This window comes from Edaphosphingomonas haloaromaticamans (assembly GCF_001853345.1).
Lineage (GTDB): Bacteria > Pseudomonadota > Alphaproteobacteria > Sphingomonadales > Sphingomonadaceae > Sphingomonas_E > Sphingomonas_E fennica.
Genome location: NZ_MIPT01000001.1, coordinates 306,810 through 333,533 on the forward strand (window position 1 = coordinate 306,810; position 26,724 = coordinate 333,533).

Annotated in this window: 27 protein-coding genes; 14 read left to right on the plus strand and 13 right to left on the minus strand. The window is 68.3% G+C overall.

The window, feature by feature from the left end; translation table 11 throughout:
- Nucleotides 1–114: 114 nt before the first annotated feature.
- Nucleotides 115–606, minus strand: coding sequence for an outer membrane protein assembly factor BamE (locus tag BHE75_RS01415; protein WP_015458954.1), 492 nt, complete (start codon nt 604–606; stop codon nt 115–117).
- A gap of 150 nt (nt 607–756) precedes the next feature.
- On the opposite strand from BHE75_RS01415, the gene BHE75_RS01420 reads away from it, so the two are divergent.
- The 5 genes from BHE75_RS01420 (at nt 757) to BHE75_RS01440 (ending at nt 4,186) form a co-directional block, all read left to right on the plus strand.
- The gene (locus tag BHE75_RS01420; protein WP_070935355.1) at nt 757–1,275 is read left to right on the plus strand and encodes a ubiquinol-cytochrome C chaperone family protein; all 519 of its coding nucleotides are present in this window, start codon (nt 757–759) and stop codon (nt 1,273–1,275) included.
- Nucleotides 1,272–1,808, plus strand: a complete 537-nt coding sequence (locus BHE75_RS01425) for a YceD family protein (protein ID WP_070931896.1) — start codon at nt 1,272–1,274, stop codon at nt 1,806–1,808. The genes BHE75_RS01420 and BHE75_RS01425 overlap by 4 nt, the downstream gene beginning before the upstream one ends.
- A 158-nt stretch (nt 1,809–1,966) precedes the next feature.
- Nucleotides 1,967–2,506, plus strand: coding sequence for a translation initiation factor IF-3 (infC, locus tag BHE75_RS01430; protein WP_041864887.1), 540 nt, complete (start codon nt 1,967–1,969; stop codon nt 2,504–2,506).
- A 228-nt stretch (nt 2,507–2,734) separates the two neighbouring features.
- Entirely contained in the window at nt 2,735–3,487 is a 753-nt protein-coding gene (gene rlmB, locus BHE75_RS01435) for a 23S rRNA (guanosine(2251)-2'-O)-methyltransferase RlmB (protein ID WP_070931898.1), read from the plus strand.
- Between the two features lie 3 nt (nt 3,488–3,490).
- Nucleotides 3,491–4,186 (plus strand): hypothetical protein, encoded by a 696-nt coding sequence (locus tag BHE75_RS01440; protein WP_070931899.1) that lies wholly within the window; start codon nt 3,491–3,493, stop codon nt 4,184–4,186.
- 16 nt (nt 4,187–4,202) lie between these two features.
- On the opposite strand, the gene BHE75_RS01445 is transcribed toward BHE75_RS01440, so the two are convergent.
- Entirely contained in the window at nt 4,203–4,874 is a 672-nt protein-coding gene (locus BHE75_RS01445) for an HAD family hydrolase (RefSeq protein ID WP_070931901.1), read from the minus strand.
- Between the two features lie 183 nt (nt 4,875–5,057).
- Between BHE75_RS01445 and BHE75_RS01455 the strand changes: the two genes are divergently transcribed.
- Genes BHE75_RS01455 through BHE75_RS01470 form a run of 4 tightly spaced genes read left to right on the plus strand, consistent with a single transcriptional unit; the run spans nt 5,058 to nt 8,511 of the window.
- On the plus strand, nt 5,058–6,158 hold the full coding sequence (locus BHE75_RS01455) for an ABC transporter permease (protein ID WP_070931906.1): 1,101 nt from the start codon (nt 5,058–5,060) through the stop codon (nt 6,156–6,158).
- A complete protein-coding gene (locus BHE75_RS01460) occupies nt 6,158–6,964 on the plus strand; it encodes an ABC transporter ATP-binding protein (protein ID WP_084653414.1) in 807 nt (268 codons plus the stop codon). Before BHE75_RS01455 ends, BHE75_RS01460 begins: the two co-directional genes overlap by 1 nt.
- Nucleotides 6,965–6,970: 6 nt before the next feature.
- Entirely contained in the window at nt 6,971–7,924 is a 954-nt protein-coding gene (locus tag BHE75_RS01465; RefSeq protein ID WP_070931910.1) for an MlaD family protein, read from the plus strand.
- Between the two features lie 5 nt (nt 7,925–7,929).
- Nucleotides 7,930–8,511 carry an ABC-type transport auxiliary lipoprotein family protein gene (locus tag BHE75_RS01470; RefSeq protein WP_070931912.1) on the plus strand — a complete coding sequence of 194 codons (582 nt, stop codon included), beginning with the start codon at nt 7,930–7,932 and terminating at the stop codon, nt 8,509–8,511.
- A 221-nt stretch (nt 8,512–8,732) separates the two neighbouring features.
- Here the strand turns inward: BHE75_RS01470 and ppc are convergent, their stop codons facing one another.
- The 5 genes from ppc to BHE75_RS01495 form a co-directional block, all read right to left on the minus strand.
- Nucleotides 8,733–11,414, minus strand: coding sequence for a phosphoenolpyruvate carboxylase (gene ppc, locus BHE75_RS01475; RefSeq protein WP_070931914.1), 2,682 nt, complete (start codon nt 11,412–11,414; stop codon nt 8,733–8,735).
- Nucleotides 11,415–11,468: 54 nt separating this feature from the next.
- Nucleotides 11,469–11,879, minus strand: a complete 411-nt coding sequence (locus BHE75_RS01480; RefSeq protein WP_015458967.1) for a hypothetical protein — start codon at nt 11,877–11,879, stop codon at nt 11,469–11,471.
- 186 nt (nt 11,880–12,065) lie between these two features.
- Complete coding sequence (gloB, locus tag BHE75_RS01485) at nt 12,066–12,794, minus strand: hydroxyacylglutathione hydrolase (RefSeq protein WP_070931916.1); 729 nt, start codon at nt 12,792–12,794, stop codon at nt 12,066–12,068.
- Nucleotides 12,791–13,858, minus strand: coding sequence for an NAD(P)H-dependent flavin oxidoreductase (locus BHE75_RS01490; RefSeq protein ID WP_070931918.1), 1,068 nt, complete (start codon nt 13,856–13,858; stop codon nt 12,791–12,793). The genes gloB and BHE75_RS01490 overlap by 4 nt, the downstream gene beginning before the upstream one ends.
- The gene (locus BHE75_RS01495; protein ID WP_070931920.1) at nt 13,852–14,268 is read right to left on the minus strand and encodes a VOC family protein; all 417 of its coding nucleotides are present in this window, start codon (nt 14,266–14,268) and stop codon (nt 13,852–13,854) included. Before BHE75_RS01495 ends, BHE75_RS01490 begins: the two co-directional genes overlap by 7 nt.
- Before the next feature lie 322 nt (nt 14,269–14,590).
- Between BHE75_RS01495 and BHE75_RS01500 the strand changes: the two genes are divergently transcribed.
- Nucleotides 14,591–14,956 carry a UrcA family protein gene (locus BHE75_RS01500; protein ID WP_015458971.1) on the plus strand — a complete coding sequence of 122 codons (366 nt, stop codon included), beginning with the start codon at nt 14,591–14,593 and terminating at the stop codon, nt 14,954–14,956.
- A 134-nt stretch (nt 14,957–15,090) separates the two neighbouring features.
- Here the strand turns inward: BHE75_RS01500 and BHE75_RS01505 are convergent, their stop codons facing one another.
- On the minus strand, nt 15,091–15,843 hold the full coding sequence (locus BHE75_RS01505; RefSeq protein WP_015458972.1) for a LytR/AlgR family response regulator transcription factor: 753 nt from the start codon (nt 15,841–15,843) through the stop codon (nt 15,091–15,093).
- Entirely contained in the window at nt 15,833–17,104 is a 1,272-nt protein-coding gene (locus BHE75_RS01510; protein ID WP_015458973.1) for a sensor histidine kinase, read from the minus strand. Before BHE75_RS01510 ends, BHE75_RS01505 begins: the two co-directional genes overlap by 11 nt.
- Before the next feature lie 235 nt (nt 17,105–17,339).
- Here BHE75_RS01510 and BHE75_RS01515 point away from each other — a divergent pair, with 235 nt between their 5' ends.
- Nucleotides 17,340–17,600 (plus strand): hypothetical protein, encoded by a 261-nt coding sequence (locus BHE75_RS01515; protein ID WP_015458974.1) that lies wholly within the window; start codon nt 17,340–17,342, stop codon nt 17,598–17,600.
- A 270-nt stretch (nt 17,601–17,870) separates the two neighbouring features.
- Here BHE75_RS01515 and BHE75_RS01520 read toward each other — a convergent pair whose 3' ends face one another.
- From BHE75_RS01520 to BHE75_RS25150, 4 genes are read right to left on the minus strand one after another with little or no spacing between them, the layout of a single operon-like run.
- Nucleotides 17,871–18,563, minus strand: a complete 693-nt coding sequence (locus BHE75_RS01520; RefSeq protein ID WP_070931922.1) for an endonuclease/exonuclease/phosphatase family protein — start codon at nt 18,561–18,563, stop codon at nt 17,871–17,873.
- A gap of 11 nt (nt 18,564–18,574) precedes the next feature.
- Nucleotides 18,575–20,005, minus strand: a complete 1,431-nt coding sequence (gene tldD, locus BHE75_RS01525; RefSeq protein ID WP_070931924.1) for a metalloprotease TldD — start codon at nt 20,003–20,005, stop codon at nt 18,575–18,577.
- A gap of 43 nt (nt 20,006–20,048) precedes the next feature.
- Complete coding sequence (locus BHE75_RS01530; protein WP_070931926.1) at nt 20,049–20,261, minus strand: zinc-finger domain-containing protein; 213 nt, start codon at nt 20,259–20,261, stop codon at nt 20,049–20,051.
- A gap of 33 nt (nt 20,262–20,294) precedes the next feature.
- Nucleotides 20,295–20,429, minus strand: a complete 135-nt coding sequence (locus BHE75_RS25150; RefSeq protein ID WP_302622695.1) for a hypothetical protein — start codon at nt 20,427–20,429, stop codon at nt 20,295–20,297.
- A 156-nt stretch (nt 20,430–20,585) separates the two neighbouring features.
- On the opposite strand from BHE75_RS25150, the gene BHE75_RS01535 reads away from it, so the two are divergent.
- From BHE75_RS01535 to polA, 3 genes are all read left to right on the plus strand, one after another.
- Complete coding sequence (locus tag BHE75_RS01535) at nt 20,586–21,509, plus strand: ABC transporter ATP-binding protein (RefSeq protein ID WP_015458978.1); 924 nt, start codon at nt 20,586–20,588, stop codon at nt 21,507–21,509.
- Between the two features lie 48 nt (nt 21,510–21,557).
- Nucleotides 21,558–23,150 (plus strand): L-aspartate oxidase, encoded by a 1,593-nt coding sequence (nadB, locus tag BHE75_RS01540; RefSeq protein WP_015458979.1) that lies wholly within the window; start codon nt 21,558–21,560, stop codon nt 23,148–23,150.
- Between the two features lie 659 nt (nt 23,151–23,809).
- A complete protein-coding gene (gene polA, locus BHE75_RS01545; RefSeq protein WP_070931928.1) occupies nt 23,810–26,599 on the plus strand; it encodes a DNA polymerase I in 2,790 nt (929 codons plus the stop codon).
- The last annotated feature ends 125 nt before the right edge of the window (nt 26,600–26,724 follow it).

The window sequence follows — 26,724 nt, forward strand, 5'->3', positions numbered from 1 at the left end:
CCCGGCCCGCGCACAGCAAAAAGGGGGCCGTCGAGCCCCCTTTTTCATGCCGCTTGTTCCTTGCATCCCCCGAATCAGGCGCGGGGTGACGGCCCTTCCTAAAAAGCGCGCCGCTTATTGGGGATTGTCGGTCGTGCCGCCGCCCACCGGCGCGCCGACGCCGCCGACCCGGCCGATATTGCCGAACAGCTCGGCGAAGAAGCCGCGATCGCGGCCCAGGGTCGGCGTCTTGTCGCCATTGGGGCTCAGCGTCACCACCTTCTCCAGCCCGCTCTTGTCGACGGCGGTCACGTTGCCCGCCTTGTCGAACCGCACCGCCAGCGTCATCTGCGAAACGGGGCGGGGGCTGGCGAAGGCGAGCTGGCGGGTGTCGCGGCTGATATAATACCAGCTTTCCGCGCCGCCCTTGTCGAACTGCCCGGCGAAGCTCGGCCGGCCCAGCGTCTTCGACACCGAATCCTTGTTGTCGATGCCCGGCTGCACCGAATCGATCAGGGTCGCATCGACCACATAGCCCTTATGGTCGCGGATGCGCGCGCAGCCCGCGGTCGCCAGCACGGTCAGTGCCAGGGCCGCCGTTCCGAGGCGCGAAAGCGTAAGCGACATAATAAGGCATCTCCTGATCGGCGCATCTGCGGGCGGCCCATGCGCGGGCGCGCTGCCGAATGCCATTGCATCGGCGCCCGCCCGCCTCAATATGCGGGGAAGCCGTGCCGACGCAAGCGCGGCGAGACAGACCGGAAAGTGCCTGCCCTCGTGTCCATCCTCCGCCGCCTCTTCCCCGAACGCGATCAGCGCGCGCCCTATCGCCCCCTCTACGATGCCATCGTCACCGAAGCCCGCCAGCCCGCCTGGTATCTGGAAGGCGGCGCGCCCGATACGGTGGACGGCCGGTTCGACATGGTGGCCTTGGTGCTGGCGCTGGTGCTGATCCGGCTGGAGGCGGAAGGCGTGCCCGGCCGGCTGCCCTCCACCCTGCTCACCGAATTGTTCGTGGACGACATGGACGGCCAGCTCCGCCAGATCGGCGTCGGCGATGTCGTGGTCGGCAAGCATGTCGGCCGGATGATGAGCGCGCTCGGCGGCCGCATCAGCGCCTATCGCGCGGCGCTGGCCGATGGCGGGCCTTTGGCGGACGCGCTCGGCCGCAATCTGTGGCGCGGGGCGCCCCCGGCCGATACCGGCCCCGCCGAGGCCCGCGTCCGCGCGCTCCACGCCGCGCTCGCCGCCATGCCGGCCGATGCCCTTTATGCCGGCGGGATGCCCGCGCTGTGACGACCGCGCCCGAATTCGCCCGCCCCATCCGCTTCGATTCGATCGGCGAGGCGGAACGCGCCGTCGATCTGGAGGCGACGCCGGAAGAACGCGCCGCGCTCGCCCGCCGCTTCGGCCTGATCGCGCTCGATCGGCTGGTGGCCGGGGCCCGCCTTCACCGCCAGGGCCAGGCCGTCCTGGCCGAAGGCCGGCTCGCCGCCGAGGTGCAGCAGGCCTGCGTCGCGACCGGCGAGCCGGTGCCGGCCGCGATCGACGAATCGTTCCGCCTGCGTTTCGTGCCGGAGGCGGAGATGTCCGCCGAAGGCGACGAGATCGAGCTTTCCGAGGAGGATTGCGACACCATCCCCTTCGACGGCGCCCTGATCGACATCGGCGAGGCGGTGGCCGAGACGCTGGCCCTCGCGCTCGATCCCTTTCCGCGCAGCCCCGATGCCGCCGCCACGCTCAAGGCGGCGGGCGTGCTGCTGGAAGGGGAGGAGGAAACCGGGCCGTTCGCGGTGCTCAAGGCGCTGCGCGACAAGCTGGGCGGCTGAACGGCGGGCGGCACGGGGGCGAAAAGCGCGTCCGCCCTGCAACAATCGCCACGAATCTGCATGTGTGGGCGCCGCCGCATCTTCCAAAATGCCCCTCCGCGCATTACATCGCGCCCTTGCTGAAAGCCTCGACAGGAGAAACTGCTATACGTCCGCCCATGATGCGCCGCCCGCTGGGGCAGCCGCCGATGCCGCTCAATGGCCCGCGATATAATGAGTTCATCCAGTCGCCCAAGGTGCGGGTGATTGATGAAAACGGCGAGAATCTGGGCGTGATGTACACGCGCGAAGCGATGGAGCAGGCCCAGGAGGTCGGGCTCGATCTGGTCGAGGTCTCTCCCAACGCCGATCCGCCCGTGGCCAAGTTCCTGGACGTGGGCAAGTTCAAGTACGAGGCGCAGAAAAAGGCCAACCTCGCCCGCAAGAGCCAGAAGACGCAGGAGATCAAGGAGATCAAGATGCGTCCGAACATCGATGACCATGATTACGACACCAAGATGAAGAAGGTGTTCGAGTTCATCGAGGAAGGCGACAAGGTGAAGGTGACGCTGCGCTTCCGCGGGCGCGAGCTGGCGCACGGCCAGCTCGGCATGCAGGTGCTGCAGCGCGTTCAGGCCGACACTAACGAAGTGGCCAAGGTGGAACAGTTCCCCCGCATGGAAGGCCGCCAGATGCTGATGGTGCTGGCGCCTAAATAAGGGTGGGTTTTTCCTCACTTTCATTCATTTTCCGGCCGTCATCCTGACGAAGGCATGTCCCGGGCGAAGTCTTGGGGTCGGGAACCATTGCCGCTCCGGCCGTTATCGGGCGCTGCGGGCAATGGATGCTGAATCAAGTTCAGCATGGCGGTGGATGGGCGGCGAATAATGCGGCGGGCCCCCACGGCCCGCTTGCGTCCGGCCCCGCTCCCCGCCAAACACGCGGGCATGCGTAGAGGCCATCGTCCATCCGCGCCGGCTTCGGGCCGGCCCCGTTTCTGGGGGCGCCATGCGGTTATCGCCGCGCTCGCCAATCCCGATCGCACCGTCCGCCGCATGTGGGGCACGCGGGAGGCGCTGGCCGCGCTCGATGTGCCGCCCGTCATCCCCGTCACCTTCGCCGATGTCGCCGATCTCGGCCGGCTGGTGCCGTCCGATGCGCCGCATCAGGGGCTGGTGATCGAGGTCGATCCGCTGCCCGATATCTGGCTGGGCGACCTGCTGGAACGCGGGCGCGACGATCGCCGCCCGCTGATCGTGCTCGATCAGGTGACGGACCCGCACAATGTCGGCGCGGTGCTGCGCTCGGCGGCCGCCTTCGACGCGCTCGGCATCGTCACCCAGGATCGCCACGCGCCGCCCGAATCGGGCGCGCTGGCGCGGGCCGCCTCGGGCGCGCTGGAGATCGTGCCCTGGGTCCGCGTCGTCAACCTCGCCCGCGCGCTCGACGAGATCGCCGAGGCCGGCTTCTGGCGGATCGGCCTGAGCGGCCATGCGAAGCAGTCGCTGGGCCAGGCGATCGGCACGGCGCGCGTGGCGCTGGTGCTGGGCGCGGAGGGCGAGGGTATGCGCGCCAATACCGAGGCGCATTGCGACGAGCTTGCCAAGCTGCCGATCAGCCCGCGTGTCGAAAGCCTCAATATTTCCAATGCCGCGGCGATCGCGCTCTATGCGGTGGCGACGCGCGATCAGGGGGATTGATCGATGAAGCTGGCGCGTCTCGCGGTGGCCTTTCTCGCGCCGCTCCTGCTCGCGGCCTGCGTGCTGCAGCCGGGCAAGTTCGCCTCCGCGCTCACCGTCAAGGCGGATCGCAGCTTCACCTTCGCCTATAAGGGCGAGGTGATCGCCATCGATCCGGCGGAGATGATGTCTTCCAGCCTGGCGACATCATCTTCCGACGACGGGGATGGCGAGGCGGCGGCCGATCGGAAGGCGGAAAAGGCGAAGGAGGCCCGCGAGAACGAGGCCAAGCGCAAGGCGATCGCCGAGGCGCTGATGAAGGAGGAGGGCTATCGCGCCGTCACCTATCTCGGCGGTGGCAAATATCTCATCGACTATGAGATTTCGGGCAAGCTCGATCACGGCTTCGTCTATCCGTTCAATTCGGATGCGGAGGTGCTCTTCCCCTTCATCGCGATCGAACTGCGCAAGGACGGCCTGGTCCGCGTCTCCGCCCCGGCGTTCGTCGGCTCGACCAAGAAGGGGGGCGGCGCGCCGGGCATGCCGAGCAGCAACGATGCGGTGGACGGCAGCTTCACGCTGACCACCGATGCCGAGATCACCATGCACAATAACGAAGCCGGCGCGCAGCCCGGCCCCGGCGGCATGAAGACGCTCAGCTGGCGGGTGACGCCGATCAGCAAGGACGCGCCGACGGCCGCCCTGCGGCTGGCGCGCTAGGCCCCGGACCGGGGCGTCAGCCCCATTCGGCGGTCGGCCAGCCGCGCTCGGCCGCGAGCCGGCGCAGCCGGTCGTGCGCGTTGACGGCGAAGGGCTCGTCCGCCCATTCCATCACCGGCGCGTCCGAGGCGTGATCCGAATAGAAACGGATGTGGCAGGCCTCGCGCGTCAGCCCTTCGGCGGCCATCCAGGCCTGGATCATCCGCAGCTTGGCCGGCCCGTAATTATTCTCCCCGTCGATCCGCGCCCGGATCCGGCCGTCCAGCCCGATCACGCTGTTGGTGGCGATCACGTCGTCGAAGCCCAGCCGATCGCCGATCGCCTCCGAATAGAGCCGGTAGGATGCCGTCGCCATCACCAGCCGCCGCCCGGCGGCGCGATCGGCGGCGATCTGGGTGAGCGCGCCGGGATGGATGTTGGCCGCCACCGTCCGGTCGGCGAAGCTTTCGGCCACCGGCGCCAGATCGGCCGGCGATATCGCGCGGCCCAGCAGCAGCATGTGGTTGATCTCCTTCAGCCTGCCCCGATCGATCAGCTTCAGCACATAAGCCAGCATGGACAGCAGCACGATCGGCACGAACAGCAGCCGCCACGGCGCCCGCCGCCGCGCCGCGTGGAGCAGGAAGGGCGTGTAGGTGGCGATCCGCGTGATGGTGCGGTCCATGTCGTAGATGGCAAGCTCGGTCATGTCCGCGCCTTAGAGCCTGTTCGGCCGGGATTGAAGGGTCGCGCGGCCGCGATCGGCGGATGAATCGCCACCGCCGTCCGCTTCGCTTCGCCCCGCGCGACGGAAAAGAACGCGATCTCCACGATTTCGCGGGTCAGCTTCCCGGCTTGCCGCGCGGACGATCCTCCCCCATGGTTGTCGGGCATGAGCGACGCTGCGGATTTCACGATAGACGACCAGCGGGTCCTCCGGCTTTCCGGGGAATGGACGCTGGCGCGCCTGGGGGAGGTGCCCCGCCGGATCGAGGCGCTCGATACGCCGCCGGCGCGGATCGACCTCAGCGATGTGCCGCGCATCGACACGGTCGGCGCCTGGCTGGTGCACCGGCTGTCGCGCGACAGCGGCGCCGCGATCGACGGCACCAATGCCGATGCCGCGCAGCTCATCGACCAGGTAGCCAAGGCCGATCAGGCCACCACCGTCCGTGCCGAGCATGTATCGCCCACCACGCGCATCCTTTCCCAGGTCGGCCTGGCCACCGTCACCGCCGGGCAGACCCTGATCGGGCTGGTCGGCTTCTTCGGCGCGATCCTCATTTCCTTCTGGTCGGTCGTCCGCCATCCCCGCCGGTTCCGGGGCAATGCCGTCACCCGCCAGTTCGAGGTGGTCGGCGTCGACGCGCTCGGCATCATCGGGCTGATGAGCTTCCTGATCGGCATCGTCATCGCCCAGCAGGGGGCGGTGCAGCTCCGCCAGTTCGGGGCGGAGGTGTTCACGATCAACCTGATCGGCCGCATCACCCTGCGCGAGCTGGGCGTGCTGATGACGGCGATCATGGTCGCCGGCCGGTCGGGATCGGCCTTCGCCGCGCAGATCGGATCGATGAAGCTCGCCGAGGAGGTGGATGCGATGCGCACCATCGGCATCGCGCCGATGGAGGCGCTGGTGCTGCCGCGGGTGATCGCCACCGTGGTGCTGATGCCGCTGCTGGGCTTCTATGCCTCGCTGGTCGCGATCGTGGGCGGCGGCATCCTGTGCTGGATCTCGCTCGATATCCCGCCCGCCACTTATATCCAGCGCATGCGCGAGGTGGTGCCGATGACCGATCTCTGGGTCGGCCTGGTCAAGGCGCCGGTGTTCGGCGCGATCATCGCCATGGCGGGATGCTTCCAGGGCATGCAGGTGCAGGGCAATGCCGAGGAAGTGGGGCTGCGCACCACGGCGGCGGTGGTGCAGGCAATCTTCCTGGTGATCGTGCTCGACGCCTTCTTCGCGGTGTTCTTCTCGTCGATCGGATGGATCTGATGGCGGGGGAGGACGATATCGCCATCCGGGTCGAAGGGCTGAAGAACGCCTTTGGCGATCAGGTGGTGCACGAGAATCTCGATCTCGAGGTCCGGCGCGGCGAGATCATCGGCGTCGTTGGCGGATCGGGCACGGGCAAGTCCGTGCTGATGCGATCGATCATCGGCCTCCAGCGCCCGGAAGCCGGCGAGGTGACGGTGTTCGGCGTGCCGATGACGGGCGAATCGCTCCACACGCCGGAGGCCGAGGCGATCCGGCGGCGCTGGGGCGTGCTGTTCCAGAACGGCGCGCTCTTCTCCACGCTCACCGTGGCCGAGAATGTGGAAGTGCCGCTGCGCGAATATTATCCCGCGCTCGATCAGGAATTGCTGGACGAGATCGCCGGGTACAAGATCGTGATGTCGGGCCTGCCGGTCGATGCCGGCCCCAAATTCCCGTCGGAGCTTTCGGGCGGCATGCGCAAGCGCGCCGGGCTGGCGCGGGCCCTCGCGCTCGATCCCGAGCTTCTGTTCCTGGACGAGCCGACGGCCGGCCTCGACCCGATCGGCGCGGCCGCCTTCGACGAATTGCTGCACGATCTCAGCAGGACGCTGGGCCTCACCGTGTTCCTCATCACCCACGATCTCGATACGCTCTATGCGATCTGCGATCGGGTGGCGGTGCTGGCCGATCGCCGGGTGATCGCGGTCGGCACCATCCCGGAACTATTGGCGTTGGACCATCCGTGGATTCAGGAATATTTCAACGGGCCGCGTGGAAGGAACGCCGCGCAATCCGCGGAGCGGGCCGGAACGGGGAGAGACTGACGAATCATGGAGACCCGTTCTAACCACGTCCTGGTCGGCAGCGTCGTGCTGGCGCTGCTCGCCGCCGTGCTGCTCTTCACGGTATGGCTCGCGCGGCTTTCCGGCGCGAACGAGCATGAGTTCGACATCTTCTTCAAGCAGTCGGTCGATGGCCTGGCCAAGGGCACGGCGGTCACCTTCTCGGGCGTGCCGGTGGGGCAGATCAAGGAAATCGTGCTGATGCCCGATCAGCCGGAATTCGTGCGCGTGCGGATATCGGTGAAGGGCGACGTGCCGATCCTGCAGGGCACCACCGCCACGATCAGCGGCGTCGGCTTCACCGGCGTCAGCCAGATCAACCTCGACGGCGCGATCCGGGGCCAGCCGCCGATCGCCTGCCCGGACGACGATCGCAGCGCCCAATGCCCCTATGGCCGCCCCGTGATCCCCACCAAGCCCGGCACGCTGGGCGAGCTGCTCAACAGCGCCCCCCAGCTCATGGAGCGGCTGTCGACGCTCACCGAGCGGCTGGGCGAGCTGGTGAACGACAAGAACCAGAATTCGGTGGCCCACATCCTCGCCAATCTCGAACGGCTGAGCGGGTCGCTCGCCGATCGCGGGCCGGAATTGCAGGGCGTGCTGGCGGACAGCCGCGTCGCCATCCGCCAGGCGGGCGATGCGGCCGAGCAGATCGGCGCGCTGGCCAGCAGCACCAACGGCCAGCTCCAGCCGATCGCCGCCGATCTGCGCCGCACCGTCCAGTCGGCAGAGCGCAGCATGGCGGAGCTGGAAGGGGCGATCGGCGATGCCCGGCCGGGCCTCAAGGCCTTTTCCACCCAGACGATCCCCGAGGTCGGCCAGCTCGTCCGCGATCTGACGGAGATGTCGGAGGCGCTGACCGGCGTCGCCAACAAGCTCGATCGCGGCGGCGCGAGCGCGGTGCTGGGGGGCAGCAAGCTTCCGGACTACAAACCGAAATGAGGCGCATGAAACCGCATCCGATCCTGATCGCGGCAGTGCTGCTGCCGCTCGCCGCCTGCGTGCGCATCGGCGAAAAGCCGCCCGCCAGCCTGATGACGCTCACCTCCGCCGCCGCGCTGCCGGCCGGCCCGCCGCGCACGGCGCGCGATGGCCAGGCGGTCGCCGTGCTGGTGCCCAGCGTGCCCCAGGCGCTCAACGTGCTGCGCGTGCCGGTGCAGACGGGGCCGACCGGGCTCGCCTATCTCAAGGATGCGCAGTGGGTGGAACCGCCCGCCCGCCTGTTCCGCAACCTGCTGGCCGAAACCATTGCCGCGCGCACCGGGCGGCCCGTGCTCGATCTGCGGCAATATTCGCTGGCGCCCGGCATGCGGCTGGCCGGCCGGCTCCAGCAATTCGGGCTGGATGCGGGCAGCGGCGAGGTCGTGGTGATCTACGATGCCACGCTGGCGCGCGGCAACGATGTCGAAACCCGCCGGTTCGAGGCGCGGACGAAGGTGGCGCGCGAGGAGCCCGGCCCGGTCTCCGCCGCGCTCAACCAGGGCGCGAACGAGATCGCCGTGCAGGTGGCCGACTGGATCGGCGCCTGATCCGGCCCGCGCCGGACCTTTAGGGCGGCGCGGGGGTGTGTCGGCGAGGAGGCCGACGCTTAAAAAGCCCCTCCGTCATTCCCGCGCAGGCGGGAATCCATTGTGTCGGAAGCTATCGGCTCAATCGAGCCAACCGCGTCCATGGATTAGCTGCGCTGGCCTCCGGCCCCCGCCTGCGTGGGGAATAACGAGGGAGGGCGTCCGCCCACCCCCGATCCTTGTCACCCGCTGTTGCGCAGCGCCGTGGCGATGGCGTTGATCGAAAGCTGGATGCCTTCGTGGATGCGGGGATCGTCCTCGCCGGCGCGGTGGCGCTTCAGCAGCTCGATCTGCAGGTGATTGAGCGGCTCTATATAAGGCAGCCGAAGCCGGATCGATTCGTCGAGCGCCGGGCTCTTTTCCAGCAGCCGGCTCTGCCCGGTGATGTCGAGCAGATTGTCCCGCGTGACATGCCAGCCGTCGCGGATGCGATCGAAGATCGCCTGGCCATGCGCCTGATCCTCGACCAGCGCGACATAATGGCCGGCAATCTCCATGTCGGACTTGGCGAGCACCATTTCGAGATTGGCCAGCGTCGATTGCAGGAAGGGCCAGCCCTCCACCATCTCGGCCAGCAGCCCGCGATCCTCGAACGCCGCCAGCGCCTGGCCCACGCCATACCAGCCGGGCAGCATCACGCGGGCCTGCGCCCAGGAGAATACCCAGGGGATGGCGCGCAGGTCCTCGATCCGGTCGCTCTTGGTGCGGCTGGCGGGGCGTGATCCGATCTTGAGGTCGGCGATCTCGGCGATCGGCGTGAACTGGCGGAAGAAGGTGCGGAAGCCCTCGGTGCCGTAGACGAGGTCGCGATAGGCGTGGAAGGCGGTATCCGAAAGCTTGGCCATCGCGCCCGCGAACCGCTCATATTCGGCCTCGGCGAGCTGCGGCGGCTCCAGGCTGGCCAGCAAGGTGGCGGATGCCATGGCCTCCAGATTGGTGACGGCACTTTCGCGGGTGCCATATTTGGCGGCGATCACCTCGCCCTGCTCGGTGATGCGGATGCGGCCCGCGACCGTGCCGGGCGGCTGCGCGCGGATCGCCATGAAGGATGATCCGCCGCCCCGGCCCACCGCGCCGCCCCGGCCGTGGAACAGCTGCATCGCCGCGCCCGCGCGTTCGAACACCGGCGCCAGCGCCCGGCTCGCCTGGTGCAGGCTCCACACCGAGGTGAGGTAGCCGCCATCCTTGTTCGAATCCGAATAGCCGACCATCACCTCCTGCACGCCGCGCGCGGCGGTGATCGTCGCGGCCTCGGGCAGGGCGAACCAGGCGGTCATCACCTTCGGCGCGTTTTCGAGGTCGGCGATGGTCTCGAACAGCGGCACCACCATGATCGCGGAGGTCGGCGTGTCGCCGGGGACGTAGAGGCCGGCTTCCTTGAGGAGGATATGGACCTCCAGCAGGTCCGACACGCTTTCTGCCTTGGAGATGATGTAGGTGGTGATGGCCTCGGCCCCGTAGCGGGCGTGCGCCTCGGCCGCGGCGTGGACGATCGCCAGCTCGGACGCGGTCTCGTCCGAATAGGTGACATAGGGGCTGGAAAGCGGTCGGGAACTGGCCAGCTCCCGCCGCAGCAGGGCGACGCGGCCTTCCTCGTCCAGCGCGCGATAATCCGCCTCGACGCCGGCGCTGTTCAGCAGCTCCGCCACCACGCGCTCGTGCACGTCGGCATTCTGGCGCAGGTCGAGCGTGGCGAGGTGGAAGCCGAAGGTCTCGACCGCGCGGATCAGCCGGCCCAAGCCACCGCCGCCCGCCAGCGCGCCATCGCCGTCGCGGGCCAGCGCATGGGCGATCGCGACCAGATCGGCGCGGAAGTCGGCCGGATAGGCATAAGGTTCGGCATCGGCCGAGGCCGGCGGCCGGGGCGGCTCGCGGCCGACCAGCACGCGATAGGTCGCCGCCAGCCGCGAATAGACGCCGGTGATGGCGCGGCGGAAGGGCTCGTCGCTGCGGCTGGGGGAATTGTCGCCGCTGCGCTCGGCCAGCGCGATCACCTCCTCGGTCACGGGCGTCAGCTCGGTCGAGATCGAAAGCTCGGCGCCCAGCCGGTGCAGCAGGTCCAGATAATGGCCGATCACGGTCTCCGCCGCCCGGCCCAGCGCCAGCCGCAGCGAATCGGCCGTCACGTTGGGATTGCCGTCGCGATCGCCGCCAATCCAGCTTCCCGGCTTCAGGAAGCTGGGCGGGCGCTGGCCCAGCGCGCGTTCCCAGCGGGCGTGGAGCGCGGGGATGACGGGCAGGAACACGTCGCGCAGATAGGCGAGCGCGGTCTCCACCTCGTCGGCGACATAGAGCCGCTCGCGCCGCAGCGGCCGCGTCTGCCAGAGCAACGCGATCTGGCGGTAGATTGCCTCCTCCACCAGCTCGCCGCCGTCGGTTTCCGTGCGGCCCATGTCGCGCAGCTTCATCAGCTCGGCGATGTGGTTGCGGTGGTCGATGGTGGACTTGCGCCGCACTTCGGTCGGGTGCGCGGTCAGCACCGGCGCCACCAGCGCCTGCTGCAGCAGCGCCGTCACCCGATCGCGGTCGATCCCCTCCGCCTCCAGCCGCGCGATCGCCTGGGCGACGTCGGCCCCCGGCTCGGCCGCCACGCCCTGCCGGTCCTCGGCCAGGTTGGCGAGCATCGAGAACAGCATGAAGCCGCGCACGAAGGAGATGGTGTCGTCGAGGGTGAGCGCGTCCAGCCCCAGCTCGATCGAATCCGGCGCGGCGATGCCGCGATGCCGGTCGACCGAGGCGGACCGGATATATTCCACCCGCCGGAACAGCGCGTCGCCGCCATAGGCCCGGATGACGTCGCCGAGCAGGCGGCCGAGGAAGCGGATGTCGGGGTTCTGGCGGGTATGGGGGATCGCGATGCGCATGCGGCGACGCTGCAACGCAACAATCGTGGCGTCAATGCCTCGCTTGGCCGAATATCATTGTTTCTTGCGATATTCGGTGAAGGTGCCGAGCGGGCAGGCGCCATATTGGATCGGCGAGGGCGGATCGATCACGGTGACGAGATCGAGGTTGCACAGATTGCCCGTGGTGATGCGGGTGACGAGCGCGCGGTCCTTGCGCAGCCCGGTGCAGCGTCCGCCGGCGGGCTGGTTCACATAAAGCCGGTTGGACGTGATCTCGTAGATGATCGCGGTCGGATCGATGATCCGGCTGCTGCGCACCTGGCTCAGCGGGATGCAGTTCGCCGTGCCGACGGGCTCATAGCCGGCAAGCGCCTTCTGGGCGGCTTCGCTCAATGGGGCGTCGGCCTTGCTGTCGGCGGCATAGGCGCAGCCGCCGATCGTCATGGATGCGGCCAGGGCGGCGACAAGATGGAGGTTGCGCATTGGTCTGTCTCCCGGATCCCATCCCCTGATGGCGCGCATCATAGCATGGGCTGGGCTGGCTGTTTTGAAAATCCGGCTTTCGCCGGATTTCGGCGGCACCGGCCCGCNCCCCCACCCGGCCGCCCATTAAGATACTGCCGTTGGGCAGCCGGTGGGGGAGCGGGCCGGTGCGGCGCTGACAAGCCCTCAGCCCCGGAACGAATCCTTGGCGGCGCGGCGTTCGGCCAGCTCCTCGATCGATGCGGCCCGCATGAAGGGGTTGGTGGCGCGTTCCAGCGCGATGGTGGTTGGCACGGTCGCCTCGCCCCGGGCGCGCAGGGCATCGACTTCGGCCATGCGCCGGGCGATCGCTTCATTGCCCGGTTCCGCCGCCAGCGCGTAGCGTCCGTTGGACTGGGTATATTCGTGCGCGCAATAGACGGCGGTGTCGTCCGGCAGCGCCTCCAGCTTGCGCATGTTGGCGAACATCTCGGCCGCCGTGCCCTCGAACAGCCGGCCGCAGCCCATGGCGAACAGCGTGTCGCCCACGAACGCGGCCTTCGCCGCCGGCATCAGATAGGCGATATGGCCCGCCGTATGGGCCGGCACGTCGATCACCCGCGCGGCATGGCCGCCGAGATGGACGACATCCCCTTCCGCCACCAGCCGGTCGAGCGTCGGGATGCGTTCCGCCTCGGCCGCCGGGCCGGTGACGGTGCAGCCCGTGGCCTGCCTGATCTCCGCATTGCCGCCGGTGTGGTCGGGATGCCAGTGGGTGTTCCAGATCTGCGTGATCCGCCAGCCCCGCGCCTCGGCGGCGGCGAGCACGGGCCCGGCGACGGCGGGGTCGATCGCCGCCGTCTCCTTGCTTTCGCCGTCATGGACCAGCCAGACATAATTGTCGGTCAGCACGGGGATGCGGGCGATTTCGATCATAGCTGCCAGCCTGTATCGGTCCGGCCGAGCAGCGCAAGCGCATCCGCCGCGAGATGCTCGGTCAGCGTCCTTGCCGGCAGCGGCCGGCCGATCCGCGCCGACTGCCCCGCCCAGCAGGGGCCGAAGCCCTCGGGATCGGCGGTGCGCAGCCGCGCCAGCGCCGTGGAGGCATAAGGGAAGCGCGGCGCCTCCTCGCGGATCGGGCCCAGCGCCTTCATCAGCCGGTTGGGAATGCCGCGGGCGAGGCCGCCGCTGAACAGGTTGGTGAAAAGGCTATGCTCGGCCGCCTCGCTCGCCAGCAGGTCGCGGTGCGGCTCATGGATCAGGCTTTCCGGGCAGTGGAGATAGGCGCTGCCGATCTGCACCGCGCTCGCGCCCAGCAGCAGGGCGGCGGCGATGCCCCGGCCGTCGGCGATGCCGCCCGCCGCGATCACCGGCACGTCGACCGCGTCGACGACCTGCGGCACCAGCGCCATCAGCCCCATCTGCGCCGCCGGGTCCTCGCCCAGGAAGCGGCCCGCATGGCCGCCGGCTTCCCAGCCTTGCGCGATCACCGCGTCCACGCCGTGCGCCGCCAGCCAGCGCGCCTCGGCCACGCTGGTGGCGCTCGCCAGGATCAGCGCGCCGGCGCCGCGCGCGCGGTCCATCAGCGGGGGATCGGGCAGGCCGAAGTGGAAGCTGACGATCTCGGGGCGCAATTCCTCCACCAGATCGGCCATCGCGGCGTCGAACGGCGCGCGCAGCGGCGGCGGCGTGGTGGGCGGGCCGACATGGAATTCGGCGTAGAAGGGCTCCAGCAGCGCCCGCCACGCGCTGTCGTCTGGCTCGGTGCCCAGCCGGTGGCAGAAGAAGTTGAGGTTGATCGGGCCGGCGGCCCGCGCGCGCAATTCGCTATACTGGCTGCGCAGCGCGCCGGGGGACAGCATGGCGCAGGGCAGGGTGCCCACCGCGCCGCCCGCCATGGCGCCCGCCGCCAGGCCCACCCCGCCGGCGCCCGCCATGGGCGCCAGCAATATGGGGTGGGCGGACCCCAATCGTTTCAGGAAGGAGGCGCGGGTTACCATGTCCCCGTATTGGGCATCGAGGCCCAGGGCTCCTGCGGCGGCAGATGGCCGTCCTGGAGCAGCTCGATCGAGATATTGTCCGGCGTGCGGACGAAGGCCATGTGGCCGTCGCGCGGCGGGCGGTTGATCGTCACGCCGGCCTCCATCAGCCGCTGGCAGGTCTCGTAGATATTGTCGACGCGATAGGCGAGGTGGCCGAAATTGCGGCCGCCATCATAGCCGCCTTTCTCGTCCCAATTGTGGGTCAGCTCGACCTGGGCCTCCTCGTCGCCCGGCGCGGCGAGGAAGATCAGGGTGTAGCGTCCCGCGTCATTTTCCATGCGGTTCACTTCCCTGAGGCCCAGCAGCTCGAAGAAGCGGATGGTCGCGTCCGGGTCGGACACGCGGATCATGGTGTGCAGATATTTCATCCTGCCTATCCTAGGCGCGGATGCCCGCCGGTTGAAGGGGAAAGCGGCGGATGCCCGCAGGCTTCCGCCCGAATCGAATCGCGGGGAAGGCCGCCGTCACCCCTCGCCGCCCGCGTTCAGGTCGTTCGTCGGTGGCTTTTGCATGTTCGTCGCAATCGCGGGGAATTGGTAGAGCGAAGGGGCGCTCCGGTCGAACCTGTAATGCGTGCGAAGCCAGCTTTCCGTAGGGAAAATGCATGGCGACGGGGCAGTCCGTTCACCGTCTCCAACAGGATCGCAAATCCGGCCGAAAGGCCCTGTATCGGTTCGAAGGAGAGTTACCATGTTCACGCGTTTCACCCGCTCCGCTCTTTTAGGCAGTCTTGGTGCCGTGGTTGCTTCCGCGACGCTGCTGGCGGCTCCCGCCTCCGCCCAGAGCGAACCCCGCACCGCCGTCGTCCGCTACGGCGATCTGGATCTGAACTCGAGCGACGGCGTCGCCGCCCTCGACAGCCGCGTCCGCCGGGCCGTCGCCAATGTCTGCGGCGTCGGTGACTCGCAGACGCTCACCGAAATTGCCCAGTCGCGCAAATGCGCCCGCACGGCGATGAACGAAGCCAATGGCCGGGTCCAGTTCGCGGTTGCCGCCGCCCGGTCCAAGCAGGGCTATGCCAGCAACGATGTCACGGTGAAGACGCCGGCCCGCTGATCGGCCCGTCACACGGAATATCGCCGGCGCAGAACTGGAAATCAGTCCCTTCCACGGCGTCTGCGATGCGCCCCCGGGGTTCCCTTGCCCCGGGGGCGCTTATTCATGGGCCCGTGCCGGCTGGAAACCGGCCCTCAGCGCCCCGTGATCGCCTTGGCGGCCTGCAGATAGGTGCGGCCGATCCGCACCTCGGTGCCGTCGGCCAGGTCGGCATGCCACACGCCCAGCCCGTCGTGGCGCAGCTTGGCGATATGATCGCGGCGGACGATGGTCGATCGGTGCAGGCGGATGAAGCGGTTGGGGTCCAGGCGCCGTTCCAGCTCGCTGATCGTCTGGTGCAGCAGGAAGCTGCGCTGGCCGATATGCAGCCGCATATAATCGCGCTCCGCCTCGATCCGGTCGATATCGGCGGCGGCGACGCGGATCATCTCCGATCGGTGCGGCACCCAGAATTCCTCGGTCCAGCCGGTCGGCTGCGGCTTTTCCGTCGGCGGCTGGCGCAGTTTCTCGTGCACGCGGGCGACGGCCTTGCTCAGGCGCTCGCCAGAGACCGGCTTCAGCAGATAATCGACCGCCGCCACGTCGAAGGCGGCGACGGCGAACTGGTCGAAGGCGGTGCAGAAGATGATCGCCGGCCGGTCCGCCTGTTTTTCCAGCGCCTGCGCCACGCCCATGCCGTCCAGCCCCGGCATGGCGATGTCGCACAGCAGCAGGTCCGGCTTCAGCGCCTCCACCAGCCGCAGCGCGGCCTCGCCGTCGCTGGCCGTGCCGACAAGGTCGATACCGTCGGTCTGGGCGCAGAGGATCTGCAGCCGCTCGATCGCCAGCGGCTCGTCATCGACGATCAGCGTGCGAAGCGCGCGTTCGGGCGCGGTATCAGCAGCCATGGCGCGATAGCGGCAGGAACAGGGTTACGGCGAAGCCGCCGCCCGGCAGCGGCCCCCAGCGGCAGCTGCTGTCGCTGCCGAAGCGGGCGGCCAGCCGTTCGCGCACGTTGCGCAGGCCCACGCCCGTGCCGCCGTTCATCTCATTTTCCGGCATCGGGTCCCCATCATCCTCCACCGTCAGCACCAGCCCGTCCGAATCCTCGCGGGCCTTGATGCGGATCGTAACCGGACGGCGCGCACGCGAAACCCCATATTTGACGGCATTCTCGACCAGCGGCTGGAGGATGAGGCCCGGCACGCAGGCGGTGCGCAGCGGATCGGGCACCTCCACCTCCACCTTCAGCCTGTCCGGGAAGCGCACCGCCTCTATGTCCAGATAGAGGCGCTGCAGCCGGATCTCCTCGTAAAGCGGCACATCCTCGGTCGGGTCGCCGGTCAGGCTGGTGCGGAAGAAGGTGGAAAGGTTCATGATCATCCGCTCGGCCTCGGCCTTCTTGTCGGTCATCACCAGCGAGGAGAGGGAGTTGAGCGTGTTGAACAGGAAATGCGGGTTCACCTGATAGCGCAGCGCGCGCAGTTCGGCCGATTGGGCGGCGGCGCGGAAGCTCGCCGTCTCGCGCTCCGCCCCGCGCACGGCGGCGGCATAGCAGAGCGCGAGATAGAGGGCGGCCCAGCAGGAGAAGAAGAAGAAACCGTTCGCCCCCTGATCGGCGATCACCATGATCGGCTTCTTTTCCTCGTCGGTCATGTCCTCTTCGTCGCCGCCCACCTGGATGGTCACCTGGCGGCTGGCCGATGGCGCGGGCGGCGACGGCGGGGCGGGCGGTGCCATCACGCCGCCGGGCAAGGCGGGCGGCGCGGCCGGCGCGGGCGGGGCCTCGCCCTTCTCGATGATGACCTTGGTGGTCTTGCGATCATGCTTGCTGGGGAAATGGCGGTCGAGATGCTCGAACGCGATCCAGTTGACCGTCGCATAGGTCAGCGCCGCCGGCACCGCGAGCAGCGCCGCCGCCGCGATCGCATGCTTCAGCGAACGGCCCACCACCCGCCGCAGGATCAGGTAGACGAGGAAGGTGATCCCCATGCTGATCAGGGTGACGACGGCGCGATAGCCGAGCATCACCACCTGATGGTCGTAACCCAGCCCGGCACCGCGCAGCGTTATGATCGTGAAATAGAAAAGCCAGAAGCCGACGATGGAGAGCAGGGCGACGCGGTGGCTGATCTGGACCTTGGAAGACTCGTCGTGATCGTTATGCATCGTCCATCTATAACGCTCCCTGCCTTAATCGGGAGTGGCGTGTCGCCGCCGTCCGTCGAACCCGGCCCTACGTTCATCGAAAGTTCAGGTTGAACGCCCCGGTTGCACCGGCGGAACATGCCCCTGTCGCCGCGCGTTTTTGTCTAAACGAGAGGCCGGAATGCGGGCCTCCGGATCGGCCCCGATACGAGCCGGGGCCGTGCTCTCCAACACGAATGGCCGAGAGGATCGGATGATGGACGCACATGGCGGCAAGCCGAGCACGGATGACTATCCCACCACCAAGATCAGGACCGCGCACGATGCGAGCGACGACCGGCGCCTGCGCCGCGATCCATCGGACGAGGACGCCAAGCTGGACGTGGCGCTCGACGAAAGCTTCCCCACCTCCGATGCGCCCTCGCTCACCCAGCCCGCCAAGGGCAAGGACCCGGCGCCCTCCTCCGGCTATGACGAGGCGGCCGAACGCAAGCGGGCGGAGAAAGCGAAAGGTTAGGCAGCGCGGAGGACCGGTGTCGGGACGAAGCCGGCGCCTCGCTTTCGCGTGGAGTAGAAACGCCCCACCGACATAGCCCCAAATCCGTCATTCCCGCACAGGCGGGAGCCATAGGCCAGCGCAGCTAATCCCCAGCGCAGCTAATCCATTGTGTCGGGTGCTATCGACTCAATCGGGCCAGCCGCCTTCCATGGATGCCCTGCGCGGGAATGACGGATTTGGAATCGCCGCTCCCCGAAAGACGCTCCGCGTCAGGCCGAGGCTGACGGATCAGATGGAAAGCCGCGCCCAGATCGGCAGGTGATCGGACGCGGCCGAGGACCGGGCCGAACGGTGCACGCCGCAGTCGCGCGGCGTGAACTGCCGGTCGATCAGGATGCGGTCCAGGCTGGCGAGCGGGCGGCGGCTGTGGAAGCTGCGGCCCGTGTCCAGCGTGCGGAAGCCGCCGGCGGCGAATTCGGCAAGGCAGCCGCCGGTCTTCGCCCATTCGTTGAGGTCGCCCATCATCACCGTCGGCTGCGGCGCGCGCTCGGCAAGCTGGGCCAGGATGGAGCGCACCTGCCGCCGCCGCCACAGCCCCGAAAGATCGAGGTGCATGCCCACCACCCGGATCGGCCGGCCATGGACGCTGAGGTCTGCCCACACCGCGCCGCGCGGCTCGATCACCGGCAGGTGGATCGGCGCGTGGGCGACGATCTCCACATGGCGCTTCACCAATATCGCATTGCCGTGCCAGCCGATGCCGCCGGGGCGGATATCGTAATCGACGGGCTTGTAGCCGCTATGCTCGGCGATCATGTCCACCGGGATCGCCGAGGTGCGCGATCCGAAACGCAGGTCCGCTTCCTGCAGCGCCACGATATCGGCGTCGATCTCGTGCAGCACGTTCAGGATGCGGGCCGGATCGCGCCGTCTGTCGGTGCCGACCGCCTTGTGGATGTTGTAGCTGGCGACGGTGATCATCGCCGGCATGGTCAGGCCGCCGTTCCGCCTACGGTGAGCCCCTCGATCAGCAGCGTCGGCTGGCCCACGCCCGCCGGCACCGATTGGCCGCCCTTGCCGCAGATGCCGATGCCCTCGTCCAGCGCCATGTCGTTGCCGATGGCGCGCACCTTGGTCAGCACGGAAGGCCCGTCGCCGATCAGGGTGGCGCCCTTGATCGGCGCGCCGATGCGGCCGTTCTCGATGCGATAGGCCTCGGTGCAGGAGAAGACGAACTTGCCCGAGGTGATGTCCACCTGCCCGCCGCCGAAGCTGGTGGCGTAGATGCCGTTCTTCACGCCGGCGATGATGCCGGCCGGGTCGTCCCTGCCGCCCAGCATGAAGGTGTTGGTCATGCGCGGCATCGGCGCATGGGCGAAGCTTTCGCGCCGGCCGTTGCCGGTGGCGGGCACGCTCATCAGCCGGGCGTTCAGCCGGTCCTGCATATAGCCGACGAGGATGCCGTCCTCGATCAGCACGTTGCGCTGGGTGGGCGTGCCTTCGTCGTCGATGGTGAGCGATCCGCGCCGCCCGGCGATCGATCCGTCGTCCACCACGGTGACGCCGGGCGCCGCCACCCGCTCGCCGATCCGGCCGGAGAAGGCGGAGCTGCCCTTGCGGTTGAAATCGCCCTCCAGCCCATGGCCGATCGCCTCGTGCAGCAGCACGCCGGGCCAGCCGGGGCCGCACACCACCGTCATCTCGCCGGCCGGCGCCGGCACCGATTCGAGGTTGACGAGCGCCTGGGCCAGCGCCGCGTCGATCGCCCGGTTCCAGTTCGCCTCGGCGAACAGGTCGTCATAGAGATAACGGCCGCCCAGCCCGAAGAAGCCGCTCTCGCGCCGCCCGTTCTGTTCGGCCACGATCGAGACGTTGAGGCGCACGAGCGGCCGCACGTCATGCGCGACGAAGCCGTCGGGCCGGACGATCTCCACCACGCTCCACGATCCCGAAAGCGCCACCGTCACCTGCGCCACGCGCGGGTCGCGGGCGCGGGCCGCCGCGTCGATCTGCTGGCACAACGCCACCTTCTTCGCGAAGGGCACCAGGTTCAGCGGATTTTCGGCGGTGTAGAGCGCGGCGTTGGTGCGGCGCGGCGGCGCGGCCCTGGCGCCCTTGGCCGGATCGAGCAGGGTCATCGTCTCGGCCGCGCGGCGGATCGCCGCCTCGCTGATCTCGTTGGCGTGGGCGAAGGCGGTGGTCTCGCCCGAAACGCCGCGCAGGCCGAATCCCGCCTGCGTGTTGAAATCGGCGGTCTTCAGCCGGCCGTCGTCGAAGCCGAAGCTCTCGGACGCGGCATATTGCAGGTAGAGCTCCCCGTCGTCGCAACCCTTCAGCGCGTCCGCCGTCAGGCGCAGCGCGCCATCGGGGTCCAGCGCATTGTCGCGATAGAGGAAGCGGCGGGGATCGGGGAAGATGCTCATGCCCCCCGATATAGGCATGTCCCCGGCAAAGTCGAAGGGAGGATCAGTGGCCGGTGCCGGTGCCGGTGCCTTTATCGGCCGGGCCGCCGATCAGGATGAAGCGGCGGTCGCAATAGCCGCAATCGGCATAGCCCTTCTCGTCGATCTCGATCCACACGCGCGGATGGCCGAGCGCGGCCCCGCCGGGAATGTCGGAAGCCCCGTCGCAGGCGACGCGGGCGGTGGAGACGCGGACGGATTCGGGCGGCGGCAACATGAATTTCCCCCTAGCGCAGCCGTGGGCCGCGGTTCAAGCGGTCTGATGCGCCGGAACGGTGGCCGCGCGGGCGGGGTGCACGGTGGTCAGCGTCGCCAGCATCGCGGCCAGCATGGCGGCGGCGGCAAGCGCGCGGCGCGATCGGCGGAGGTGGAGCTGGTGAAACATGCGGCCCATCTGCGCGCGCGCGGGTAAACATCGTGTGAAGGAACATGGTTAGCGGGATGCTTGGGAAAAGGCCGCGAAGGCCCCGGGTCCATCCGCCTGGCACCCGAATCGCCGACTCCCTTTGCGCGCCCGGCTCCGGCCGGCTAAAGCCCCGGCATGACCGAAGCCGCCATCCGCATCATCGATCTCGCCAAAACCTATGCCGGCGGCAAGCAGGCGCTGAAGGGCGTCAGCTTCGATGTGCCGCGCGGCCAGATTTTCGGCCTGCTCGGCCCCAATGGCGCGGGCAAGTCCACCCTGATCAACATCCTGTCGGGCATGGTGAACAAGACCTCGGGCACCGCCGAGATCTGGGGCTTCGACATCGATCGCGACGCGCGCAACGCCAAGGGATCGATCGGCATCGTGCCGCAGGAGATCGTGTTCGATCCCTTCTTCACCCCGCTGGAAACGCTGGAGAACCAGGCCGGCCTCTATGGCGTGCCGAAAAGCCAGCGCCGCTCGATGGAGCTGCTGCGCGCCGTCCATCTCGACGACAAGGCCAATGCCTATGCCCGCTCGCTTTCGGGCGGCATGAAGCGGCGGCTGCTGGTTGCCAAGGCGATGGTCCATTCGCCGCCCGTGCTGGTGCTGGACGAGCCGACCGCCGGCGTGGACGTGGAATTGCGCCAGCAGCTCTGGGCCTATGTGCGCGAACTCAACCGCGGCGGCGTCACCGTCGTCCTCACCACCCATTATCTCGAGGAGGCCGAGGAACTGTGCGATCGCATCGCGATCATCAACCACGGCCAGCTCATCGCCAACGAACCGACGCGCAAGCTCGTCGGCATGGCGCGGGAAAAGGTGGTCGAGGTCACGGTCGATCGCGATCTCGCGACGGTCCCGTCCTCGCCCTTCTTCGACAAGATCGAGCTGAAGGGCGAACGCACCGTCGTCATCACCTATAACAAGGATCGCCTGAACGCCGGCGGCGTGCTGGCGGCGCTGCAGGGCGAAGGCCTCGGCATCGTCGACGTCTCGACCCGCGAGGCCGATCTGGAGGACGTCTTCCTCAACCTCACCCGGGCTGTGAACGGCTGACCCCCGCAAGGCCGCCCGCGCCGCGGCGGGCGGGAAGAGAGCATTGCCTTGACCGATCAGAACCACGCTTTCGATGTCGTCATCATCGGCTCCGGCGCCGCGGGATTGACGGCCGCGCTCAACCTCGCGCCCAGCCACCGCGTGGCGGTCCTCGCCAAGGGCGCGCTTTCGGAAGGGTCGACCGCGCACGCCCAGGGCGGCATCGCCGCCGTGCTGGAACCGGGCGACACGTTCGACGCCCATGTCGAGGATACGATGATCGCCGGCGCGGGCCTCAACAACCGCGCGACCGTGGAATATGTCGTGGAGAACGCGCCCGCCGCGATCGAGCGGCTGGCGGCGCTGGGCGTGCCCTTCAACCCCGGCGAATCCGAACGCTGGCACCTGACGCGCGAGGGCGGGCACAGCCACCGCCGCATCGTCCATGTCGACGATGCGACCGGCTGGGCGGTGCAGCAGGCGCTGGAGGATGCGGCGCGCGATCATCCCAACATCACCCTCGTGCCCGATATGGTGGCGATCGATCTCGCCACCGGGCGGCACGGCCAGCGTTATTCGGGCGAAGGCCATGTCTGGGGCGTCTATGCGCTCAACCGGCGCAACGGCCGGGTGGAGCTGTTCACCGGCCGCGCGACCATCCTCGCCACCGGCGGCGCTGGCCGCGCCTATCTCTATTCCACCGCGCCCAGGGGGGCCACGGGGGACGGCATCGCCATGGCTTGGCGCGCGGGCGCGCGGGTTTCGAACATGGAATTCATGCAGTTCCACCCGACCTGCCTCTACAATCTGGAGGTCAAGAACTTCCTGATTACCGAGGCGGTGCGCGGCGAGGGCGGCCATCTGAAGATCCCGACGACCGGCCACCGCTTCATGCCCGATTTCGATCCGCGCGCCGAACTGGCGCCGCGCGATATCGTGGCGCGCGCCATCGATCATGAGATCAAGCGCCTCGGCCTCGATTATGTCCACCTCGACATCAGCCACATGCCGGCCGATTTCGTGCGCGAACATTTCCCCAACATCTATACCAAGCTGATCGGCCTCGGCATCGATATCACCACCCAGCCCATCCCGGTGGTGCCCGCGCAGCATTATACCTGCGGCGGCGTGGTGGTGGACCTCAAGGGCCGCACCGATCTGCCCGGCCTCTATGCGGCGGGGGAGGTGACGCAGTCGGGCCTGCACGGCGCCAATCGCCTCGCCTCCAACTCGCTCCTCGAATGCCTCGTCTTCGGCGAGGCGGCGGCCGGCCATATCATGCGCCACTGGGATGATCTGCCGGCGCCGCCGCCGATCCGCCCGTGGGACGAAAGCCGCGTCTCCGATTCGGACGAGGAAGTGATCGTCCAGCATAATTGGCGCGAGATCCGCCGCTTCATGTGGGATTATGTCGGCATCGTCCGCACCACCAAGCGGCTGGAACGCGCCCACCACCGCATCCGCCTGCTCCGCCGCGAGGTGGAGGAATATTACGGCAATTTCCGCGTCACCCCCGACTTGATCGAGCTGCGCAACCTCGTCGACGTCGCCGAACTCATCATCCGCTCCGCCCTCCGCCGCAAGGAAAGCCGCGGCCTCCACTACACGCTCGACTATCCCGACACGCTGATCGACGCGCAGGACACGATTTTGGTGCCGTGATCCCGTCGGGTAGCGACGGCGGTGCGGTCTGCCGCGCTGCCGAAGCGGGTCTTTCCGGGTTGGGGCCATCGGTCCGGAGCCAACGGCCATCGAGAGGATGGGAGTTGGGCGACACGAAGGAATCGTCACCCTGAACTCGTTTCAGGGTCCATCGTGCGACAAGCGATGGCGGCGCAAGCGAAGGGGGGATGCCGAGCCAGGATCCCGAAGGCGTGGCTGAGGCGATCCCTGCTAGGGCCGCCGACTGCCCCGGCGGAACCCACCCCAGCCTCTCCCTTCCAGGGAGAGGAGAAAGAACGAAGGCTTCTTCCCCGGCTTCCCGGCTCGGGGGTGACGAGGCCGGAGGCGAGATGTCCGTCCGCGGCGTGATCCGAGCCAGCCCAGCGTCACGCTGCCCGCCCGCGCCGGTTGCGCTCGCCGCTGTCCTACAGCCCCACCGCGATGCTATGAACGGAAGCGGAAATGGCCGGAATCCGCCATTTCCGGCTCTTTCTCACGATCGATCACGGCCCCTTGCGGGGGAGGTGGCAAAACCGCTCACAATCCTCAACTTCCTCAACTTCGCTTAAATTTTAGGCAGGATTTTCGGCCTCCCCGACGGCCTCTCCGCTGCGCGATGACGGTGGATGGCGCGGCCGGCTTGGGCTAGACGATTGGCCATGGCTTCCAACCACCTCTATCTCGTCGACGGCTCGGGCTATATCTTCCGCGCCTATCACCGGCTGCCGCCGCTCACCAATCGCCACGGCGTTCCGGCCGGCGCCGTCTACGGCTTCACGACGATGCTGTGGAAGCTGGTCAACGATCTCCACAAGGCCGATGGGCCGACCCATCTCGCCGTCATCCTCGATGCCTCGTCCCGCACGTTCCGCAACGAGATGTATGACGGCTACAAGGCGAACCGCCCGCCCCCGCCCGAGGATCTGATCCCGCAATTCCCGCTGATCCGCGTCGCCACCCGCGCCTTCTCCGTCCCCTGCATCGAGACCGAGGGGCTGGAGGCGGACGACATCATCGCCTGCTATGTCGAGGCCGCGCAGGCCGCCGGCTGGGCGACGACGATCGTCTCGTCGGACAAGGATCTGATGCAGCTCGTCCGCCCCGGCGTCGACATGCTCGATACCATGGCCAACAAGCGCATCGGCCGCGAGGAGGTGATCGAGAAATGGGGCGTGCCGCCCGAACAGCTCGGCGACGTGCTGGCGCTGATGGGCGACAGCGTCGATAACGTCCCCGGCGTCCCCGGCATCGGGCCGAAGACGGCCGCCCAGCTCATCCAGCAATATGGCGACGTGGAAACCGTGCTCGCCTCGGTGGAGGAGATCCGCAAGCCCAAGCTCAAGCAGTCGCTGATCGATCACGCCGCCAACGCCCGGATGAGCCGCGAGCTGGTCCGCCTGAAATGCGATGCTCCGCTGCCCGAGCCGCTCGACGATCTCGCGCTCAAGGGCTTGCCGCCGGAGCCGCTGCGCGCCTTCCTCGAGGATCAGGGCTTCAAGTCGCTGCTGCTGAAGGTCGATGGCGGCGGCAATGATTATCGTCCGCCCGCCGCCGCGCTGCCGCCGGTGACGGCGCCGGCCACCGCCCGGCCGGCCGCGCCCGAGGCGGCGGAGCAGCCCGCCTTCGATCATGCCGCCTATGAAACGGTGGTGACGGAAGAGGCGCTGGATCGCTGGATCGCCGCCGCGATCGCCGCCGGCGCGGTCGCGGTCGATACCGAGACGGACGACATCGATTGCATCCGTGCCGAGCTGGTCGGCATCAGCCTCTCGGTCGATCCGGGCAGGGCCTGCTACATCCCGATCGGCCATCGCGGCGATGGGCTGCTGAGCGAGGTGCCGCCCCAGTTGCCGCGCGCGCTGGTGCTGGAGAGGCTCCGCACCGTGCTCGAGCATCCGGGCGTGCTCAAGATCGGCCAGAATCTGAAATATGATCTGATCATGTTCCGCCGCAACGGCATCGATGTCGCGCCCTATGACGATACGATGCTGCTCAGCTACGATCTCGACGCCGGCCTGCGCGGGCATGGCATGGACGAGCTTTCGGTCGCCCATTTCGGCCACGCCCCGATCGCGTTCAAGGATGTCTGCGGCACGGGCAAGAGCCAGATCAGCTTCGACAAGGTGCAGCTCGATCGCGCCACGGCCTATGCCGCCGAGGATGCGGACGTCACGCTGCGGCTCTGGCGGAAGCTGAAGCCCCGGCTGGCGCGGGAGGAGGCGACGCGCGTCTATGAGCTGGTCGATCGGCCGCTGGTGCCGGTCGTGGCCGAAATGGAGATGGCCGGCATCCGCGTCGACCGCGAGGAGCTGGCCCGGCTTTCCGGCGAATTCGCCACCCGCATCGCCGTGCTGGAGGGCGAGATCCACGCGCTCGCCGGCGGCCCCTTCACCATCGGCAGCCCCAAGCAGCTGGGCGAGGTGCTGTTCGACCGGCTGGGCCTGAAGGGCGGGCGCAAGGGCAAGTCCGGCGTCTATTCGACCGACGTGAACGAGATGGAGCGGCTGGCCGAGGACGGCGTGGAAATCGCCACCAAGGTGCTCGACTGGCGGCAGCTTTCGAAGCTGAAGTCCACCTATACCGATGCGCTGCAGGCCCAGATCAATCCCGCGTCCGGCCGGGTCCATACCAGCTTCAGCCTGGCGGTGGCGCAGACGGGGCGGCTGTCCTCCACCGATCCCAACCTCCAGAACATCCCGATCCGCACCGATATCGGCCGCCGCATCCGCGACGCCTTCGTGGCGGACAAGGGCTATGTGCTGCTGTCGGCCGATTATTCGCAGATCGAGCTGCGGCTCGCCGCGCACATGGCGGACGTGCCCCAGCTCAAGGCCGCCTTCGCCGACGGGCAGGACATCCACGCGCTCACCGCGCAGGAACTGTTCGGCGAGGTCAACCGCGATACGCGCGGCCGGGCCAAGACGATCAACTTCTCGATCCTCTACGGCATCTCCGCCTTCGGCCTCGCCGGCCGGCTGGGCGTCGACCGGGCGGAGGCGCAGGCGATGATCAACCGCTATTTCGATCGCTTCCCCGGCATCCGCGACTATATCGCCGAAACGCTCACCGCCGTGCGCGACAAGGGCTATGTGACCACGCTCTTCGGCCGCAAGACGCATCTGCCGGGCATCCGTTCGGCCAAGCAGGGCGAGCGGCAGGCGGCCGAGCGGCAGGCGATCAACGCGCCGATCCAGGGCACCAGCGCCGACATCATCAAGCGGGCGATGGCGCGCATGGGGCCGGCGCTCAACGCGGCGGGGCTGGAACAGGTGCGCATGCTGCTGCAGGTGCACGACGAACTGGTGTTCGAGCTGCCGCCCGAGGATGTCGATGCCGCGAGCGCGGTCATCCGCGCGGTGATGGCGGGCGCGGCGGAGCCGGCGGTCAGGCTCAGCGTGCCCCTGGGCGTGGAGATCGGCACCGGCCAAAGCTGGGGGGCGGCGCATTGATCGCCCTTGCTTTTCCTGCCCTTCCGATCAGATTGATCGAAGAAATGCCGCGCGAAAAAGCGGGCATCGCCTGCCACCTTTTCCTATCTTGATCGTTAGAGACGCGAATCGATAAACTCATCCGC